We start from the raw sequence: 18086 nt of genomic DNA, 5'->3' as shown, positions 1-18086 counted from the left end.
GCGGCCTGCACAAAACGATCCCGGATCCTGCCCCATGCCATCGGTGTGCCTGTACGGGGCGGGCATGTCACGGTGTCCTTTTTCCATACCAGATGACCGGTCCCGCACAAGCCCCGCCGCCGGGGAGGCTCCGCGATAACAGCGCATGGCTTTGCGTCCATGCCCGCCCGCCCGCTTACCGCATGGGCGGCGCATACAGGATATCCAGCGCCGGATCGGGTGCGCGTCCGTCCTTCACGGCGGTTGCGATGTCAGTCATCAGGCGCCGGGCCACCGGGATGCGGTAATGGAGCGGATCCCAGAAACTGTCACGATTTTCCGTAAGCGCGCTGTCATGGTTGAAATCAAGGGCAAAGGTACCGGGGGTCCGTGCGGCAAGTGCCCTCACGCCCAGCCTGCATGCCTGCAGCCGTGCCGCGGCAACGCTGCCCGCCGTGCCGTGCAGGGTGGCCGATGCGGGTGGAAACCACAGGATCTTGAGCGTGCTGGCAGGTATGCGCGCCAGCATGGAGTCCAGCAGCCGCATGCTGGCGGGTGGCGTGCGGGCCATGCCGGGGGGGGCTGGTGTGTTGTCGGGCGGGGCCCAGCGGGCAAAAATGGCGGCGACGCGGGCGGGGTCGTACCGGCTGTCCGGCGGTACGAAGCTGGCATAGCCGTCCGTGCCGAAGCGCTGTGCCTTGTGCCCGGCCAGCCACAGGAACTGGTTGGCGGCTTCCTGCAGGGCATACAGGCTGGCCATGTGCAGGTAGCCCCGCCATGCGGGGTGGCCGTACATCCATTCCGGCCAGGGGCGGTTGGGTGATGTCAGGCTGCCGGGGCGTTCATGGCACCATGCGGCGTCCACCCCGATCATGACGGTGCGCGGGGCGGGATGGGTACGCAGGAAGGCGTCCAGCAGGCGTCCCTGCTCCCACGGGCTTGCACTGTTCATGGCCATGTCGAGGAAGTGTCCCCCCAGCGCCCGGTCCAGGATGGCGGGCTGCATGAGCCTGCTGGTCGACGTGCCCAGCACCACGGAATCGAAGCGTGGGTTCCGTGCAAGGGCAGGCATGGTGTAGCGGGCGTTGGATGTAACGGGAATGCGCGCCAGCGGGGGGGAATATGGCAGCGCATCCCATGGGTCCACCGTCACGATGAACAGGTAGAGCCCGGCCCCCATAGCCAGCATGGTCCCGACGGCCAGCGCACAGAAATGCCGCCATGCGCCGGTCCGCCCCGCAGGGGGGGTGTTCATTGGTGGCGGAACGTCACGACCAGTACGTCACGGTAGGCCGGGCGCGCGGGGTCAAGCGGCCGTACCGCCGTCACCCCGTGATAGACGCGGTTGTCGTTGACCACCGCCGTATCCAGTGGCTGGTCAAGCATGAAGCCACCCACCATGGTGCGTTGCAGGTCATGGATCGTGGTCTCGCCGGACATCACGTTCTCGCGGCGGATCATGACCACCATCACCCAGTCCACGCCGTCGCGGTGCAGCCCTTCGGGGGTGGGCTGGCCCGGCGTGCTGTCCAGTGCCTCGATACGGAACTGGTGGATTTCGGTATGCCATACATCGGGTATGTGGGCCGGATCGCTCATGTCGGTCACGATCCGGTGCATGAGCCGCAGTATGGCGTGCAGCGCCGGGTGCTCTCCTGTCTCGGGCTCCATGGCGCGGAACCAGCGTTCGATCCCGCCATTGAGTTCGTTGTAGTCCCGGCTCTGGTAATGCGGCTGATGCTTCTTGCGCCGGATGCCCTGCGCGCTGATGGCGAAGGTGGCATGGCGGCGGCGGCGGTAGCGCCCGCCATCCGCCATGTAGCGGTCCAGCCCCAGCCGGTTCCAGCTTGCGGCAAAGCTGGACCAGTCACGCAGCCCGTACTGTTCAAGCAGGGGCAGCATTTCCCCCGCCGGCACGAAGGCAAAGCCGTCCATGCGCAGGGGGGATTCCAGCCGCGCCAGCAGCGTGGGGGTACGGTCAGTCATGGGACGGGGCATGACCCGTGCCGGCACTGCCGTCCCCCTTGCCCTGCGGCGCGGGGCTGGCGGCCTGGGTGTCATTGCCCGCGGTTCCGGTTTCCGCATCTTCTGTCCCGGTCTGTGCGGCATGGGCGGCCAGCACGGCATTCGGGTTTTCCTCCATGTTCATGCGCAGCGCGCCCATTGGGCCATTGGCCAGCAGGTTGACGGAGGTCGGGATCGGGAACTTCACCTGTTCCGCAACCATGCGCGCGCTCAGCCGGCTGTAGTATTCACGGTAGACCTTCCACTTGGCGCCCGCCGCCGTGCGGATGGAGCCAAGGAACTTGGCACCGTTGCCATCGGCCTGCTCCACACCCAGGAAGGAGAAGTCCGACTTGATCAGCGGGCCGAATACGGGGTCCTTGCGCAGGCTTGAGAGTTCATCCTTCAGGATCGCGGCGACGCGATGCGGGTCTTCCGACAGGTCAAGCATGAAACTGACCACGACAAGGTTGTAATCGCGCGAGGTATTGGCGATCGATGTGACGGACGAGAACGGGATGATATGCAGGTCCCCGTTCACCGCGCGCAGCCGCAGGGTGCGGATGGAAAGGTGTTCCACCGTGCCCGCAACGCTGCCCGCCGTAACCCAGTCCCCCACCTGCATCGCGTTTTCGACCAGCATGAAGAAGCCGGTGATGAAGTCCTTGACCAGGCTTTGCGAACCAAAGGCGATGGCCGCACCCATGATTCCGGCACCGGTCAGCAGCGGGGCCACGTTGATGCCGATCTGTGACAGCGTGGTCACGGTCACGATGATGATGATGAAGGTCAGCAGCACCGTGCGGATGATCGGCAGCACCGTGCGCAGCCGTGTCGCGCGGGAGGCCTGTTCCGATGTCTCGAAGCGCGAGATCTGGTTCTGCAGCATGGCATTGGCGACTTCCCACACCACGATCGCGGTGGTGTAGGCGATCATGATCGTCAGCATCGCGCCCACGATCTTGGTACCCAGCGAGCCATGCACGAAGAAGCGGATGGCGGGCAGCCCCCAGGACTGGGCCAGCAGCACGATCGTCATGAAGGTCAGCAGGACGGACAGCACCCGGCGCGCGATCGGGTAATAGTAATCCACGCGGGCCTGCAGGCCGGGATAACGCTTTTCCGTGGCATCGGGCACATGGAACAGCCTGTTCTGCACGCTGAAGGCCAGCACCGACAGCAGGCGCGCGCCCAGTATCACCACGATGGTCAGTGACAGGGTGCGCAGGATCCACGCATAGCCACCCCGGATCTGGGTTGCCCAGACCAGCCACAGTGCAAAGTCGAAGAACATGGCCGGGATCCACCAGAAGCGGACCATCCTGCCCACGAACATCCAGAACGGCTTCTGCTGCAGCCGCGCCGTGGGCTGGAGCGCCGAACCCACATGGTGGCGGATGCGCCAGATGAAGATCGCGATCAGGACATGCTCGATCAGCACCACGGCGCGGATGATGGCTTCCGTGCCGCGCGCGGGCATGGCGAACACGCCGCCCAGCGTGGACAGGCACACCACGATGGACGGCGCCGCCACCAGGAAATTCCACCAGCGGGTGACCATGCGCGCGGTCGCGTCGGACGCGCTGCACAGGCGGATGGTGGGGGAATGCGGCACGAACACCGTCTCGAGCAGCAGGTAGATCACACGCGCGATCACATAGGCATTGGTCAGCGTGATCGTGACCATCTCGGCCTGGTGGGTGGATGTCAGCAGGACCGAACCGCCATAGCCCAGCCCGAAGAACAGGGCCACGGGCAGCAGCTTGATCAGGAAATGCAGCAGGGAATAAGGGATGCGCGTGATGATGCGCAGCGTCTCGTGCTTCTGGCGGTCATCCTGCTGGCGGGTCTGCTCGGTCTGCTGTTCCGCCTGGGCATCGGCGGTGGAGGCAGGCGGCGGGGCAGGCTGGTCCTCCTCGCGCTCTTCGGTATTGATGCGCCGGTTCAGCCGTGCCTCGGTCGCCACCGCGCGCGCGGTCACACCGGCCAGCGGCTTGCGCATGGCGATGGACAGCCCGCGCTCGGCCACAAGGGCAAAGATGAAGATCAGGCTGGCGCGCGTCAGCGCATCAAGCAGGATCTGGCGCGAATCCGTGCTGCTCACCATGGAATGGACCCAGCGCCCCACAAAGGCGAGGTCCTTGAACAGCGCCATGAAATTTTCGCCCTGCCGCAACGCCAGATCGCGCGCGCGGGTCAGTTCGTTCATGGCTTCGGTGCTGATGCTGTCCGGCTCAAGCTCCACATCGGCGGCAGCGGCCGGTTTCTTGGCGGGCGCAGGGGCGGGGGCGGGTGTCGGTGCAATCTGCTGCGCGGGCAGGCCCTTGGCAATGGCATCGAGCGTGCGGGTGAATTCCTCCCGCTTCTGCGGGTCGTTCATGACGGACAGGACCTGCTGGGCCTGCTGGGCGGTGATGACCTGCCCGGTTGCCTGCGCGGGGGTCGTGTCCGCCGCGCGGGCCTGTGCGATCCAGGGCAGGAATGCAAGCATGAAGGCTGCCAGTACGCGCACGGTCAGTGCGCGTGCTATGCCGCCATACCGTCCACCATGCGTGGGGACGGGTCGGGCGGTAGTCATGAAATGGGCCGACATGCCGATGTTCACCTCCTTCAAATGGCGCGATGCCCGGCGTGGTGTGTCCGGGCTCCCTGCGGTAACGGTAAAACATCCACGCGCAGCGCTGCGGTGGTCTGCCCTGAATGTAACCGGGGTCTATGCAATATCATGCAATATCAGGGCAAAAGATTACAAAAGACGGCAGGGTTGCACCGGGTGCCGGTCTTTTTTGCCGTGTTCAGTTCCACTGCGCGGGCTGGGGCGCCTGGGCGCGTGGCTGGCGGCGGATCACGCATGTACCCGCTAGGATGTCGTGCAGGGCCTGCTTGCGCTCGGTCCACATGACCATGAGAAAGCCGATGCCCAGGATGAACGCGGAAAGGTATTTGCCAAAATACCGGCCCATGGCGCGGGGAACCGTGATGCGGTTGCCCTGCAGGTCGGTCACCCGCATGCCGCACAGCAGCTTGCCCGGCGTGGCCTGCGCGCGTGACGATTCACACAGGATATAATAGGCGGCAGGCAGGATGAGGGAAATGATCTCGAACAGCCCGTTACCATTCCAGTGCAGGTGGGGCATGGTGGAGATGATGGTGTAATCCGCCGGCTGGATGTAGGAAATGCGGTAATCCCCCCCGCTTCCGCCTGTCGGTTGCGGATCGAATATCGAGACCGAAAGACTGGGCGGCACCAGCAGCATCCCCAGCAGGGCCAGCACCACCCACAGCACGACGGAATCGATCAGATAGGCCACGACCCGCATCCAGAACCCGGCATAGGTCCATATAGCCTGCGGGTTGGGGGCGGGTCGAAAAAACGGGTTCGTCATGCAGGGCGTTCCTGTGTGGCTGCCATCGGGGTTCAACAGCACAGCAATGCCACTGCTCAGGCCGGAACGGAACTGTAAAAAAGCGCCTGCCGCATGCCAGCCCCCACGGGCCTAGCTGCGATAGGAGCCGTTGATGTCGATATAGCCATGGGTCAGGTCGCAGCCCCAGGCCTGGGCGGTGCCGTTGGCCAGGCCGATATCGATCGCGATCTCGATTTCCTGCCCCTTCATGTGGGCGACCACGGGGGTTTCGTCATAATCCGGAACCACGGTGCCGTTCTGCGCGATGCAGGTCCCCCCGATGCTGACCGAAAGCGTATCGCGGTTGGCCGGTTCGCCACATTTGCCTACCGCCATGACAACGCGGCCCCAGTTGGCGTCTTCCCCCGCCACGGCGGTCTTGACCAGCGGGGAATTGGCCACCGCCATGGCAATGCGGTGGGCAGAGGCATCGGACACCGCGCCCGTGACGGTGATGTGCATCATCTTGGTCACGCCTTCGCCATCACGGATGACCAGCAGCGCAAGGTCCAGCAGCAGGGAATCGAGGGCCATGCGGAATTCCGCCAGTTCCGGCGCATTCGCGTCGCTCACTTCGGCATTGCCTGCCTGGCCTGTTGCGAACAGCAGCAGCATGTCTGAGGTGGACGTATCCGAATCCACCGTGATGCAGTTGAAGCTGCGGTTGACGCCATCATCCAGCAGCGCCTGGATCACGCTGGCGGGCAGTTTTGCATCGGTTGCCACGAAGGCGAGCATGGTGGCCATGTCGGGCGCGACCATGCCGCTGCCCTTTGCAATGCCCTGGATGCGCACGGTTGTGGCGCCGATGCGCGCGGTGCGGGTCGCGGCCTTGGGGAAGGTATCGGTTGTCATGATGCCACGCGCGGCATCGGCCCAGCCATGGTCGGACAGCTTTGCGTACAGTCCCGGCAGGGCGGCTGAAATCTTCTGGTAGGGCAGGATCTCACCGATCACCCCGGTGGAAGCGAGGAATACCTCGCTCGCCGCGCAGTTCACCAGGCGGGCGGCATCGGCCGCATTGGCCTGTGTCGCCTCAAAGCCCGCGCGACCGGTAAAGACATTGGCATTGCCCGCATTGACCACCAGTGCCCGTGCCCGGCCATCGGCCATGGCGGCGCGGCACCAGTCCACCGGTGCGCCGGGGCATTTGCTGCGGGTATAGACACCGGCCACCGTCGTGCCCGGTGCGAACTCCGCCATCACCAGGTCGGTACGCCCCCTGTAGCGGATACCCGCTTCGGTCGCGCCAAAGCGCACGCCCGCCAGCGGTGGCAGTTCGGGCAGGGACCGGGCAAGAGGGGAGACGGGCAGGGCGTTGGCCATGGTCGGTTACGATCCTGGAAATGACAGCGGTGGAAAAATGGGGCGACAGGCACCACCGGGCGGCGCATGGCCACCCGGCGGCTGCTCCGGCGTCAGTGGGCGCCGCCCTGCTGGTTTTCCGGCAGGGGCTTGCCGTCGGGGCCGAAGCGGACAACCTTGACCTGCGTCAGGGCGTTGCTCACGGCCTTCTGCACGCCGTCCTGGATCAGCTTCTGGCGGATCTGGTCGCGCATGGCGTCAAGCGTGGGGGTGGGGGCGGTACGCTTGCCCAGCACCTGGATCACATGCCAGCCGTACTGGGTGTGCACCGGCGTCTGGCTGAAGCTGTTGGGCTGCATGGAGGATGCCGCGTCCCAGAACGCAGGCAGCATGTCGCCCTTCTTGAACCAGCCCAGGTCACCGCCATTCTGCTTGGCCGACCCGGAATCGGTGGACAGCTTGGTGGCAAGCTGGCCGAAATCCGCACCACCCTTGAGCTGCTTGATGATGTCGTTGGCTTCCGCCTCGGTCTTCACCAGGATGTGGCGGGCGTGGACTTCTTCCGCACCGGGCTTGTTGGCGTAATTCTGGTCGTAATACGCCTTGATGGCGTCATCCGTCAGCGTGGGAGCCACCTGGGCGGAGAGATAGGCATTCTGCAGGGCATTCTGCGCGGCCTGCTGCATCTGCTGCTGCACGTCGGGCTGCTTGTCCAGCCCGGCCTTCGCGGCGGCGATCTGGATGGCGCGCTGGTCGACCAGCTGGTTGAGCAGGATCGGCACGATGATGGTGTCCGGCAGCTTGCGCAGCTGCTCGGGCATGCTGGCCATGGCCTGACGCACGTCGTTGAGACGGATGTCCTGTCCGTTCACGCTGGCAAGCAGCGGATTCTGGTCCGCCGTGCCGGTGGCGGCCGGTTTGGCCGGGGCCGGCGCCGGTCCGGCCGCAAGCGCAGGAGGAATAATGAAAGAGGAAGCAAGCAGGGCCATCGTTGCGACAGCCTTTGCCGGACTGATAGTCCGCATGTGCAAAAAACCCTAGTTATGAACGCGTTTGGCGGCCATCATGGCGAAGGGCGGCCCAGCCTGCAAGGGCCGGATGCCAGATGGCTGTCTCCCTGCTTCTTTCCGGGCCCTGCGGTCCATCGGTTGACCCGTGACGGCGTGGGTCCTATCTCATGTCTCCGCGCGAGAATTTTATCCGCCAAGCCTGCCCCGCACCCGCCGGTCCGTCGCGGGCGGGCGGGACTGTCATTCCGGGAAGGTCTTCATGTTCGCCAGTATTGCCCGCGCCCTGTTCGGAACCGCCAATGACCGGGCGCTGAAATCCTATCAGCGGCGTGTACCCGCGATCAACGCGCTGGAACCGCAGTTCCAGGCGCTGGACGACGCCGCCCTTGCCGCCAAAACGCCCGAATTCCGCGCCCGTCTGGCAAAGGGGGAAACGCTTGATGCCCTGCTGCCCGAGGCCTTTGCCGTCTGCCGTGAGGCCGCGAAACGCGTGCTGGGCATGCGCCATTTCGATGTGCAGCTGATCGGCGGCATGGTGCTTCATGACGGCAAGATCGCGGAAATGCGCACCGGTGAGGGCAAGACCCTTGTCGCGACCCTTGCCGTCTATCTCAGCGCGCTGGCGGGGCAGGGCGTGCATGTCGTGACCGTGAACGACTATCTGGCCAGCCGCGATGCCGAGCAGATGGGCAGGCTTTACGATTTCCTGGGGCTGAGTGTCGGCGTGGTCGTGCCCAACATGCCCGAGGACGAGCGCCGCGCCGCCTACCGCGCCGACATAACATACGGCACCAACAACGAATTCGGCTTCGACTACCTGCGCGACAACATGAAGTACCGCGTCGAAGACATGGTCCAGCGGCCCTTCCACCATGCGATCGTCGATGAAGTCGACTCGATCCTGATCGATGAGGCGCGGACCCCGCTCATCATCTCCGGCCCGGCGGAGGACAGTTCCAGCCTCTATCGCGCGGTGGACGAGGTGATGGTCGCGCTGGTGGCCGACCCCGAAGCGTATGAAAAGGATGAAAAGTTCCGCTCCGTCATCCTGACGGAAAAGGGTGCGGAACAGGTGGAGGACCTGCTGCGGGGCGCGGGCGTGCTGCATGATGGCGGCCTGTATGACAGCCAGAACGTGGCGGTGATCCATCACGTCCAGCAGTCGCTGCGTGCCCATACGCTGTTCACGCGGGATGTGGATTACATCGTGCGCGGCGGCAAGGTGATCATCATTGACGAGTTCACCGGCCGCATGATGGAAGGCCGCCGCTATTCCGATGGCCTGCACCAGGCGCTGGAAGCCAAGGAGCATGTGGAGGTCCAGCAGGAAAACCAGACCCTGGCCTCCATCACCTTCCAGAACTATTTCCGCATGTATCCCCGCCTGTCCGGCATGACCGGCACGGCCATGACGGAAGCGGACGAGTTTGCGGATATCTACAAGCTCGAGGTCATCGAGATCCCGACCAACCTGCCTGTCGCCCGCAAGGACGATGATGATGAGGTCTACCTGACCGCGCGTGAGAAATACGAGGCGGTGGCCGGGCTGATCAAGGACATCAGCGCGACATCCGGCCAGCCGGTGCTGGTGGGCACCACCTCGATCGAGAAAAGCGAATACCTCTCCTCGCTCCTGCGTCAGAACGGTATCAAGCATAACGTGCTCAACGCCCGCTTCCATGAACTGGAGGCCGAGATCGTGGCCCAGGCCGGTGCGCCGGGGGCGATCACGATTGCGACCAACATGGCCGGGCGCGGCACGGACATCAAGCTGGGCGGCAATGTGGACATGCTGATCCACCAGCGCCTTGCCGGTATCGAGGATCCCGGGGAACGCGCCCGGCGCGAGCAGGAACTGCGGGAGAGCGTAGCGCGCGATCACGATATCGTGCGCAAGGCGGGCGGGCTGTATGTGATCGGCACCGAGCGGCATGAAAGCCGCCGCATCGACAACCAGCTGCGCGGTCGCGCGGGGCGGCAGGGCGATCCGGGCAATTCGCGCTTCTTCATCTCGCTTGAAGATGATCTCATGCGTATCTTCGGCACGGACCGGATGGGCAACATGCTGCAGAAGCTGGGCCTGAAGGAAGGCGAGGCCATTGTCCACCCGTGGATCAACAAGGCCCTGGAGCGCGCGCAGAAGAAGGTCGAGGCCCGCAACTTCGACATGCGCAAGAACACGCTCAAATATGATGACGTGATGAATGACCAGCGCAAGGAAGTCTATGCCCAGCGCCGGGAATACATGGCATCGGAAGATGTCTCGCCCATCATAACCGAAATGCGCGAGGACGTGATCCACGACATGGTGGCGCGCCGCATTCCGGAAAAATCCTTCCCTGAACAGTGGCTGAAGGACGAACTGGCGCAGGACGTGCAGACCACGCTCAACCTGACGCTGCCCATTGCGGAATGGGCGAAGGAAGATGGCGTGGACGCGACCGTCGTGACCGAACGGATCGAGCAGGCGGCGGCGCAGTCACAGGCCAGCAGGGCTGCGAATTTCGGCCCCTCGGTCATGCGCTATGTTGAAAAGCAGGTGCTGCTCACCACGTTTGATGCGGTGTGGAAGGAACATCTCCTTGCACTGGACCAGCTGCGTCAGGGCATCGGCCTGCGCGCCTACGGGCAGAAGGATCCGCTCAACGAGTTCAAGCACGAGGCATTCGAACTGTTCCATGCCATGCTCGACCACCTGCGCGTGCGCGTGACCGGCACCATGGCGCGGGTGGAAATGGCGCCGCCGCCCATCGACAACCCCTTTGCTGGCGTGGCTGAAATCCATTCCGATCCCGAGGTGCCGGGGCTGGAGAACGAGCCGGGCCCCGGGCTCATGCCCGATGCCACGGGCCGCCAGCCCGACCCGGCCATGGCCACCCCGATCGGCGCGGCCGCGATCATGCCCGATGACCCGTCCAGCTGGGGCGAGGTCTCGCGCAACGCCACCTGCCCATGCGGGTCGGGCAGGAAATACAAGCACTGCCACGGGCGGCTGGTCTGACCAGCCCGCCCATGGCGGACAGGCACGAACAAGAAGCGATACAGGATTCAGGTACGAACGATGGCGGGTCATTCCCAATTCAAGAACATCATGCACCGCAAGGGCGCGCAGGACGCCAAGCGGGCCAAGCAGTTTGCCAAGGTCATTCGTGAAATTACCGTGGCCGCGCGCGAGGGCATGCCCGACCCGGCCATGAATCCGCGCCTGCGCGCCGCCATTTCCGCCGCGCGTGAAGTCAACATGCCCAAGGACACGGTCGAGCGCGCGATCAAGAAGGCATCGGGTGCCGGTGGCGGTGATGACTATACCGAAGTCCGGTACGAAGGCTACGGTCCCGCCGGCGTGGCCGTGATCGTGGAAGGGCTGACCGACAACCGCAACCGCACTGCATCGGACGTGCGGGCCGCGTTTTCCAAGCATGGCGGTTCGCTGGGGGAGACGAACTCGGTTTCCTTCATGTTCACCCGGCTGGGCGTGATCACCTATCCGCTGGATGCCGCGAGCGAGGACGACCTGATCGAGACCGGGCTTGAAGCCGGGGCCGAGAATGTCGAGACCGTGGATGGCCTGCACGAAGTGACCTGCCCGGTTGAATCGTTCTTTGCCGTGCGCGACGCGCTGGAAACCCGCTTTGGCGAACCCGCTTCGGCCAAGCTGGACTGGCGGCCGGGCAATACGGTGGAACTGGATGAGGACAAGGCCCGCAGCGTATTCAAGCTGATCGACACGCTGGAAGACCATGATGACGTGCAGGCCGTGTACGCCAATTTCGACCTGCCGGACGACGTGGCCGAAAAGCTTTCGGCCTGAGCCGGGCGGTGGTCCGCATCCTTGGCATTGACCCTGGCCTGCGCTTTACCGGCTGGGGCATGATAACGGCGCAGGGCAACCGGCTGACCCATGTGGCTGACGGGGTGATTGCAACCGACTCGGCGCTTTCGGTACCCGAGCGCCTGCGGCACCTGCATGATGCGCTGCTGGAACTGGCCCGCAATTTTGCCCCCGATGAAGCGGCGGTGGAGGAAACCTACGTCAACCGCAATGGCGCTGCCACGCTGAAGCTGGGCTATGCCCGTGGCGTGGGGCTGCTGGTGCCGATGCTGCTGGATATCCCCGTGTCCGAATACGGGGCGAAAACGGTCAAGCGTGCGGTGGTGGGCACGGGGGCCGCGACAAAGGAACAGGTCAGCATGATGGTACGCCGTATCCTGCCGACTGCCCTGCTCCGGCGCGCCGATGCGGCGGATGCGCTGGCCGTGGCCATCTGCCACGCCCATCACCGCACCAGTGCGGCCCACATTGCCCGCGCCACGAGGATGGCATGATCGCCCAGCTGCGCGGCCTGCTGGCGCAGGTGGAGGCCGATCGCTGCGTAATTGATGTAAGCGGGGTCGGCTATCTGGTGCAGGCTTCCAGCCGCACGCTGGCGGCGCTGCCCCAGCCGCCGGAACTGGCGCTTGTGCTGGTGGAGACCGTGGTGCGGGAGGATGCGATCCTGCTGTATGGTTTTGCCGAGGCATCCGAACGCTCATGGTTCCGTCTGCTCACCACCGTGCAGGGGGTGGGGGCGAAGGTGGCGCTGGCCATCCTGTCGGTCCTGCCGCCGCCGGAGCTTATGGTTGCCATCGGTGCGGGCGACAGGACCATGCTCACCCGCGCGGGCGGTGTGGGCGCCCGTCTGGCCCAGCGCATCGTGACCGAACTGCGTGACAAGTGCGAGGGCATGCCTACCGGCCTGCCCGCGGGCGGGGTTATTCCGGGCGTGACCATTACCGCCCCTGTACCCCGCAGCATTGCGGCGGATGCGGTGCTGGCGCTCTCCGGTCTCGGCTTCAGGCGTGGGGAGGCCATGCCGGTGGTGGAACGCGTGATCGGGCGGCATGAGGGACAGGTGGACCTTGATATCGTGATCCGTGACGCGCTGAAGGAACTGGCCCGATGAGCGATCAGCCGGAACGTGAGATCGACGCCCGCAGGGGCGAGGAAGATGGCAGCGAGGGCACGCTGCGGCCACAGACGCTCGATGACTTTACCGGCCAGAAGGCCAGCCGGGAGAATCTGGCCATTTTCATCGCCGCCGCCCGCCAGCGCGGTGATGCGCTGGACCACGTGCTGCTGCACGGGCCGCCGGGACTGGGCAAGACCACGCTGGCCCAGATCGTGGCGCGTGAACTGGGTGTGGGCTTTCGCGCCACATCCGGTCCGGTCATCCAGCGCGCGGGCGACCTTGCGGCGATCCTGACAAACCTCCAGCCGCGTGACGTGCTGTTCATTGACGAGATCCACCGCCTGCACCCCGCCATCGAGGAAGTGCTCTACCCCGCGATGGAGGATTTCCAGCTTGACCTGATCATTGGCGAAGGACCGGCCGCGCGTTCCGTACGCATTGATCTCTCTCCCTTCACGCTGGTGGCGGCCACCACGCGCGCAGGTCTGCTGGCCACCCCGCTGCGGGACCGTTTCGGCATTCCGCTGCGGCTAGTGTTCTACACGCCCGAGGAACTGTGCCAGATCGTGACCCGCGGCGCGCGCAAGCTGGAATTCGACCTGACGCCGGAGGGGGCGGAGGAAATCGCCCGCCGCTCCCGTGGCACGCCGCGTATCGCGGGCAGGCTCCTGCGCCGGGTGCGTGACTTCGCCGCCGTGGCGCGCGCGGGGCGCGGGCCGGTCGACCGCGCGCTGGCCGATGCCGCCCTGTCACGGCTGGAAGTCGATTCGATGGGGCTGGACGGCATGGACCGCCGCTACCTGCGCCGGATTGCGGAATATCACCATGGCGGCCCGGTCGGGGTGGAGACGCTGGCCGCTGCCCTGGCCGAAGCGCGCGATACACTCGAGGATGTGATCGAGCCCTACCTGATACAGGAAGGGCTTGTGCTACGGACAAGCCGCGGGCGCATGCTGGGTGAGCGGGGCTGGCGGCACCTTGGGTTGCAGCCCCCCGCCCGCACGCCCGGACAGGGCGATCTGCTGGGGGACGGGATTGATGGTGGAACATAATATCGACTTCCGTATCTACTACGAGGATACGGATGCGGGGGGCGTGGTCTACCATGCCCGTTATCTGGGGCTGGCCGAACGCGCCCGGACCGAGGCCATCCGCGCGCAGGGGCGTTCGGCATCCGACCTGCTGGCCGAGTACGGGCTGGCCTTCGTGGTCCGGCAGGCCACCATCGACTACCGCGCGCCGCTGCGGCTCGATGATATCGTGCGCGTCACGACTCGCCTGACCGAACTGGGTGCGGCAAGCTGCCGCCTGATCCAGCATTTCCACCGCGTGGGCGCGAAGGAAGGGGAGGGACCGGGCTGCGGCACGCTGGATGTCCGCCTGGCCTGTGTCCGGGCGCTTGACGGGCGCGCTGCCCGATTTCCGCCTCCTTGGCGTGATCTGTTGGGCGCACTGGTAGCCTGAACACCACCAAGGCATGCGTGAGGCATGTTCTTTTTGTGTCATGGGTTGACCGTGATGCAAGGCTGTGCGGAAAGCGGGTTGGCCGTGGCTTGCTAAACGGGCAATCTTCGTGTTTGAGCGAACGGTCAAGGTGGGCAGGAGGCATATTTGGACCAAGCGGTTAACGCGGCAAATCTAGGGGCTGCAGCAGGCGATCTGTCGATGTGGGCATTGTTCATGCACGCATCCATTGTCGTGAAGCTGGTAATGGTCGGACTGGTGACCTGCAGTGTGATTGTCTGGGCAATCATTTTCGACAAATTCACGACCATCCGCCGGGTCAACCGGCAGGGAAATGATTTTGAGGAACGGTTCTGGGCTGGCGGCAGCCTGGAGGACCTGTACGAATCCGACGGCGCCAAGCCCGTCCACCCCATGGCGGCGGTGTTTGGCGCGGCCATGGGTGAATGGCGGCGGTCATCGCGCATTTCCGGCATCGACCTGGTGCATGGTGGCGTGCAGGACCGGGTCAACCGCGCCATGGCCATCACCATCACGCGGGAAATGGACCGCCTGAACCGGTGGATCATCTTCCTGGCCACCATCGGGCCGGTGGCCCCCTTCATCGGCCTGTTCGGCACGGTGTGGGGCATCATGCATGCCTTCGGTTCCATCGCGGCCATGCACAACACCAACCTGTCGGTCGTGGCTCCCGGTATTTCGGAAGCCCTGTTCGCGACCGCCATCGGTCTTGTCACGGCCATCCCGGCGGTGATCGCCTATAACGTGATCAGCAACAGCATGAGCGTGTTCGAGGACCGGCTGGATGCCTTCGGTACCGAATTCGCGGCCATCCTGTCCCGCCAGTCCGAAGAGAGGGGTGCCTGAGCATGGGGGCGAGCCTGGGCGACCTGCGTGGGCGGCGGCGCAAGCGGCGGCCCATGGCGGACATCAACGTCACCCCGCTGGTTGACGTGATGCTGGTGCTGCTCATCATCTTCATGGTGACGGCGCCGATGATGACAAGCGGCGTGAACGTGGACCTGCCCAAGACCGATGCGGCGCCGGTCAATACCGACACCAAGCCCATCACCGTCTCGATCCGGTCCAATGGCGATCTGTACCTGGGGGATGATCCCGTCTCGCAGGACCAGCTGGTCGACCAGCTGAAGGCCGCATCCCAGAACGATCGCGAGCACCGTATCTTCGTACGCGGCGACTCGCACATCGACTATGGCCGGGTCATGCAGATCATGGGCCAGATCACGGCTGGCGGGTTTACGCATGTGGCCCTTCTTGCGCAGCAGCCGCCCGGCGGCGGCCACTGACCTGAACCTGTGATATCGGGAGCCGTCTGATCGTGGTGCCACCGCGTCGCTCTGAACGTATCCTCATGCGGCGGTCCGTCCTGGTATCGGGCGGGCTGCATGTGGCCCTGCTGCTGGCCGTGCTGCTCCGGCTGCCGGTGCCGGTTCCCCCCGAACCGCCACCGCCGCCCACGGTCGAGATGGAATTTGCCGCTGATACCGGCACATCCACCCCGCACAAGGGTGACAAACCCGCGCCCAAGCCGGCCCCGGCCCCGGCGCCGGTCAGGCAGGAGGCGCCCCCCGCGCCAACCCCGCCGGAAAAGGAGCCCAACGAAGAAGCAGCCCCTCCACCGCCGCCACCACCACCCATGCCACCGCCGCAGCAGGCGCCAAAGCCGGTGCCCGACGCGCCGACCCCGCCGCGTGAGCAGCAGCCTTCGCCCGATGCGGTGAAGCTGCCGCCAACGCCGGCAAAGGCCGCTCCCGCGCAGGCGCATGCGCCCGTGCCGCCTTCGGCTCAGCCGGACCCCACGGCGGCGCCAAAGGTGCAGGAACAGTCACGCACGACCCAGCCCAACGAGACGAAGAAGCACGTGCCCGACACGCATTCCCTGCTGGCGACGCTTGATGCCTTCCGCGCGGACCAGAAGCAGACCCATCCGCCCAAGGCCCGCGCCAACCCGCTGCAGGGCGGTGCGCCCGATGGGGGTGGCACGCCGGACGGGGATATCACGAGCGCACTGAGTTCCACGGAACAGAAGGCGATCGGCAGTGCGGTGCGCCGCTGTTATTCGGAAGATACGGCCGCGCGCAACTATGCCCAGTTCGTGGCGCATCTGGTCGTGACCGTGGATGGAACCGGCACGGCGCGACTGGTGGAGTTCGCACCGCAGACACAGGCCCAGATGGCGTCCGACCCCTCATACCGCGCGCTGGCGGAACGCGCGCGTGATGCGGTGCTCAGCCCCACCTGTGCCAAGCTGCCGATTCCGCAGAACCTGCTGGGCCAGACCAGACAACTGAAATTCGTATTCCGTCCCTGATACAGAAGTGGACGAGGGCGAGGAGAGGAAAATGACGTCAAGCGTAAAGCCACTGATCCCGGATGACGATGCCGCACGGCTGGCAGCAGCGTTCAGCCGGCGTGGGTTCATGGGTGCGGGTGTGGCGGGCGGCCTTATGGCCACGCCCCTGTTCGCGGCTGGCACGGCGCATGCGCAGGCTGCGGGCGATGCCGAGATTACGGTGGACCAGGCCCGCACGGCGCCCATCCCCATTGTCCTGCCCTCACTCGGCAGCGGGGTTGCCCAGCAGATCACGGATGTGATCTCGGCCGATCTGGGCAATTGCGGGCTGTTCCGCCCCATCAGCGCCAGCATGCCGCAGGGCACGCCGGATTTCGCATCCTACAAGTCCATGGGCGCGCGCGCGGCCGTGACTGGCAAGGTTGTTGACCAGGGCGGTTCCCTGCGGGTGGAATTCCGCCTGTGGGACGTGCTGGTGGGCAAGCAGATCCAGGGCACGGCCTATACCGCCGCAGCCCAGGACTGGCGCCGCATCGCGCATGTGATCGCCGATGTGATCTATAACCGCATGCTGGGTGAGCAGGGCTACTTCAACTCCCGCATCGCCTATATCGCGCGTTCCGGCCCGCGTGCGCGCCAGGTCACGCGGCTGGCCATCATGGACCAGGACGGGGCGGACAGCCGCTACCTGACCAACGGCCAGTGGCTGACCCTGACGCCGCGCTTCAACCCGGCCAATAGTGAACTGGCATTCATGTCATATGCCAATTACCGGCCACGTGTTTACCTGTTCAACCTCAATACCGGGCAGCAGCGCCTGCTTGGTGACTTCTCCGGTATTTCATTTGCACCACGCTTCTCCCCCGATGGGCGTTCCGTCATCCTGTCGGTCACGCGTGGCAGCGGGTCCGATATCTATCTGGTCGATCTTGCCACCATGTCGCGGCGGCAGCTGACGTCCTCTGGGGCGATTGACACCAGCCCGTCCTTCAGCCCCGACGGTTCGCAGATCGTGTTCAACTCCGACCGTGGCGGCTCGCCGCAGCTCTATATCATGAGTGCGTCGGGTGGGGATGCGAAGCGGATTTCCTATGGGCATGGCCAGTATGGTTCGCCCGTATGGTCGCCGCGTGGTGACCTGATCGCGTTCTCGCGCATTGCCAATGGCAGCTTCTCGCTTGGCGTGATGGCGCCCGATGGAACGGGGGAGCGGATCCTGACACAGGGCTTTACCGTGGAAAGCCCGACCTTCTGCCCCAATGGTCGTGTCCTGGCCTTCTGCCGCCAGAGTTCGGGCGGCAGTACTGGTGCCGGATTTGCAACAGGTATCAGCACAATTGACATTACTGGCTTCCACGAACGTGCATTGCCTGCGGGCAGCGCATCCGATCCGACGTGGTCTCCGCTAAACAAGTAATGATATCAATATGTTGGGCAAATCGTATCATGCGATCCCCGCCATGGGCGGGTGGCGGGTATGTGTTTGTCCAACATTGACGCAATCGCGGTTTTCCGTCTATGATGGCGCAGGTTTCCAGCGATCGCGAGTTTCTGTTTTACAGTTTGTTTGGCAGAGCGAAACGAGACTCGGGACCGTTCCATATTTAAATCCGGAAATTCAACAAATGGTTTCGACCAAAGAAACCGATCCAGG

General features: G+C 64.9%; 16 protein-coding genes. 10 read left to right on the top strand and 6 right to left on the bottom strand.

Annotation, left to right across the window (positions count from 1 at the left end; translation table 11 throughout):
* Positions 1–175: 175 nt before the first annotated feature.
* The 6 genes from LDL32_RS09945 to LDL32_RS09920 form a co-directional block, all read right to left on the bottom strand.
* Positions 176–1234 (bottom strand): hypothetical protein, encoded by a 1059-nt coding sequence (locus LDL32_RS09945; RefSeq protein WP_233066421.1) that lies wholly within the window; start codon positions 1232–1234, stop codon positions 176–178.
* Positions 1231–1965, bottom strand: coding sequence for a 2OG-Fe dioxygenase family protein (locus LDL32_RS09940; RefSeq protein ID WP_233066418.1), 735 nt, complete (start codon positions 1963–1965; stop codon positions 1231–1233). The genes LDL32_RS09945 and LDL32_RS09940 overlap by 4 nt, the downstream gene beginning before the upstream one ends.
* Positions 1958–4576, bottom strand: coding sequence for a mechanosensitive ion channel domain-containing protein (locus tag LDL32_RS09935; RefSeq protein WP_233066415.1), 2619 nt, complete (start codon positions 4574–4576; stop codon positions 1958–1960). Before LDL32_RS09935 ends, LDL32_RS09940 begins: the two co-directional genes overlap by 8 nt.
* A 202-nt stretch (positions 4577–4778) precedes the next feature.
* Positions 4779–5369, bottom strand: a complete 591-nt coding sequence (locus tag LDL32_RS09930; protein ID WP_233066412.1) for an RDD family protein — start codon at positions 5367–5369, stop codon at positions 4779–4781.
* A gap of 111 nt (positions 5370–5480) precedes the next feature.
* Positions 5481–6716 carry a bifunctional glutamate N-acetyltransferase/amino-acid acetyltransferase ArgJ gene (argJ, locus tag LDL32_RS09925; RefSeq protein ID WP_233066410.1) on the bottom strand — a complete coding sequence of 412 codons (1236 nt, stop codon included), beginning with the start codon at positions 6714–6716 and terminating at the stop codon, positions 5481–5483.
* 92 nt (positions 6717–6808) lie between these two features.
* Positions 6809–7684 (bottom strand): peptidylprolyl isomerase, encoded by an 876-nt coding sequence (locus LDL32_RS09920; RefSeq protein ID WP_233066408.1) that lies wholly within the window; start codon positions 7682–7684, stop codon positions 6809–6811.
* 280 nt (positions 7685–7964) lie between these two features.
* Between LDL32_RS09920 and secA the strand changes: the two genes are divergently transcribed.
* From secA to tolB, 10 genes are all read left to right on the top strand, one after another.
* Complete coding sequence (gene secA, locus LDL32_RS09915) at positions 7965–10706, top strand: preprotein translocase subunit SecA (RefSeq protein ID WP_233066406.1); 2742 nt, start codon at positions 7965–7967, stop codon at positions 10704–10706.
* 60 nt (positions 10707–10766) lie between these two features.
* The gene (locus tag LDL32_RS09910; protein WP_233066404.1) at positions 10767–11516 is read left to right on the top strand and encodes a YebC/PmpR family DNA-binding transcriptional regulator; all 750 of its coding nucleotides are present in this window, start codon (positions 10767–10769) and stop codon (positions 11514–11516) included.
* Positions 11517–11524: 8 nt separating this feature from the next.
* Positions 11525–12031, top strand: a complete 507-nt coding sequence (ruvC, locus tag LDL32_RS09905; protein ID WP_233066402.1) for a crossover junction endodeoxyribonuclease RuvC — start codon at positions 11525–11527, stop codon at positions 12029–12031.
* The gene (ruvA, locus tag LDL32_RS09900; RefSeq protein WP_233066400.1) at positions 12028–12648 is read left to right on the top strand and encodes a Holliday junction branch migration protein RuvA; all 621 of its coding nucleotides are present in this window, start codon (positions 12028–12030) and stop codon (positions 12646–12648) included. The genes ruvC and ruvA overlap by 4 nt, the downstream gene beginning before the upstream one ends.
* On the top strand, positions 12645–13706 hold the full coding sequence (gene ruvB, locus LDL32_RS09895; RefSeq protein ID WP_233066398.1) for a Holliday junction branch migration DNA helicase RuvB: 1062 nt from the start codon (positions 12645–12647) through the stop codon (positions 13704–13706). The genes ruvA and ruvB overlap by 4 nt, the downstream gene beginning before the upstream one ends.
* Positions 13693–14118 carry a YbgC/FadM family acyl-CoA thioesterase gene (locus tag LDL32_RS09890; protein ID WP_255673804.1) on the top strand — a complete coding sequence of 142 codons (426 nt, stop codon included), beginning with the start codon at positions 13693–13695 and terminating at the stop codon, positions 14116–14118. Before ruvB ends, LDL32_RS09890 begins: the two co-directional genes overlap by 14 nt.
* Positions 14119–14319: 201 nt before the next feature.
* Complete coding sequence (gene tolQ, locus LDL32_RS09885) at positions 14320–14985, top strand: protein TolQ (RefSeq protein ID WP_233066396.1); 666 nt, start codon at positions 14320–14322, stop codon at positions 14983–14985.
* A 2-nt stretch (positions 14986–14987) separates the two neighbouring features.
* On the top strand, positions 14988–15425 hold the full coding sequence (gene tolR, locus LDL32_RS09880; protein ID WP_034933589.1) for a protein TolR: 438 nt from the start codon (positions 14988–14990) through the stop codon (positions 15423–15425).
* 32 nt (positions 15426–15457) lie between these two features.
* Complete coding sequence (locus LDL32_RS09875) at positions 15458–16450, top strand: energy transducer TonB (RefSeq protein ID WP_233066394.1); 993 nt, start codon at positions 15458–15460, stop codon at positions 16448–16450.
* Between the two features lie 31 nt (positions 16451–16481).
* Positions 16482–17849: a Tol-Pal system beta propeller repeat protein TolB gene (gene tolB, locus LDL32_RS09870; protein WP_233066391.1), complete on the top strand. Its 1368-nt coding sequence runs from the start codon at positions 16482–16484 to the stop codon at positions 17847–17849.
* The last annotated feature ends 237 nt before the right edge of the window (positions 17850–18086 follow it).

It is taken from the genome of Komagataeibacter sp. FNDCF1 (assembly GCF_021295335.1).
In the GTDB taxonomy this organism is placed as follows: Bacteria; Pseudomonadota; Alphaproteobacteria; order Acetobacterales; family Acetobacteraceae; genus Komagataeibacter.
This window is presented reverse-complemented; position numbering and strand designations above follow the sequence as displayed.

What these genes read in the sequence shown, in the direction of transcription:
- secA (WP_233066406.1), top strand. Translation starts at nt 7,965, where the DNA reads ATGTTCGCCAGTATTGCCCGCGCCCTGTTCGGAACCGCCAATGACCGG.
- tolB (WP_233066391.1), top strand. Translation starts at nt 16,482, where the DNA reads ATGACGTCAAGCGTAAAGCCACTGATCCCGGATGACGATGCCGCACGG.
- LDL32_RS09930 (WP_233066412.1), bottom strand. Translation starts at nt 5,369, where the DNA reads ATGACGAACCCGTTTTTTCGACCCGCCCCCAACCCGCAGGCTATATGG.
- ruvB (WP_233066398.1), top strand. Translation starts at nt 12,645, where the DNA reads ATGAGCGATCAGCCGGAACGTGAGATCGACGCCCGCAGGGGCGAGGAA.
- LDL32_RS09940 (WP_233066418.1), bottom strand. Translation starts at nt 1,965, where the DNA reads ATGACTGACCGTACCCCCACGCTGCTGGCGCGGCTGGAATCCCCCCTG.
- argJ (WP_233066410.1), bottom strand. Translation starts at nt 6,716, where the DNA reads ATGGCCAACGCCCTGCCCGTCTCCCCTCTTGCCCGGTCCCTGCCCGAA.
- LDL32_RS09945 (WP_233066421.1), bottom strand. Translation starts at nt 1,234, where the DNA reads ATGAACACCCCCCCTGCGGGGCGGACCGGCGCATGGCGGCATTTCTGT.
- LDL32_RS09935 (WP_233066415.1), bottom strand. Translation starts at nt 4,576, where the DNA reads ATGTCGGCCCATTTCATGACTACCGCCCGACCCGTCCCCACGCATGGT.
- tolR (WP_034933589.1), top strand. Translation starts at nt 14,988, where the DNA reads ATGGGGGCGAGCCTGGGCGACCTGCGTGGGCGGCGGCGCAAGCGGCGG.
- LDL32_RS09920 (WP_233066408.1), bottom strand. Translation starts at nt 7,684, where the DNA reads ATGGCCCTGCTTGCTTCCTCTTTCATTATTCCTCCTGCGCTTGCGGCC.
- LDL32_RS09890 (WP_255673804.1), top strand. Translation starts at nt 13,693, where the DNA reads ATGGTGGAACATAATATCGACTTCCGTATCTACTACGAGGATACGGAT.
- tolQ (WP_233066396.1), top strand. Translation starts at nt 14,320, where the DNA reads ATGTGGGCATTGTTCATGCACGCATCCATTGTCGTGAAGCTGGTAATG.
- ruvA (WP_233066400.1), top strand. Translation starts at nt 12,028, where the DNA reads ATGATCGCCCAGCTGCGCGGCCTGCTGGCGCAGGTGGAGGCCGATCGC.
- LDL32_RS09910 (WP_233066404.1), top strand. Translation starts at nt 10,767, where the DNA reads ATGGCGGGTCATTCCCAATTCAAGAACATCATGCACCGCAAGGGCGCG.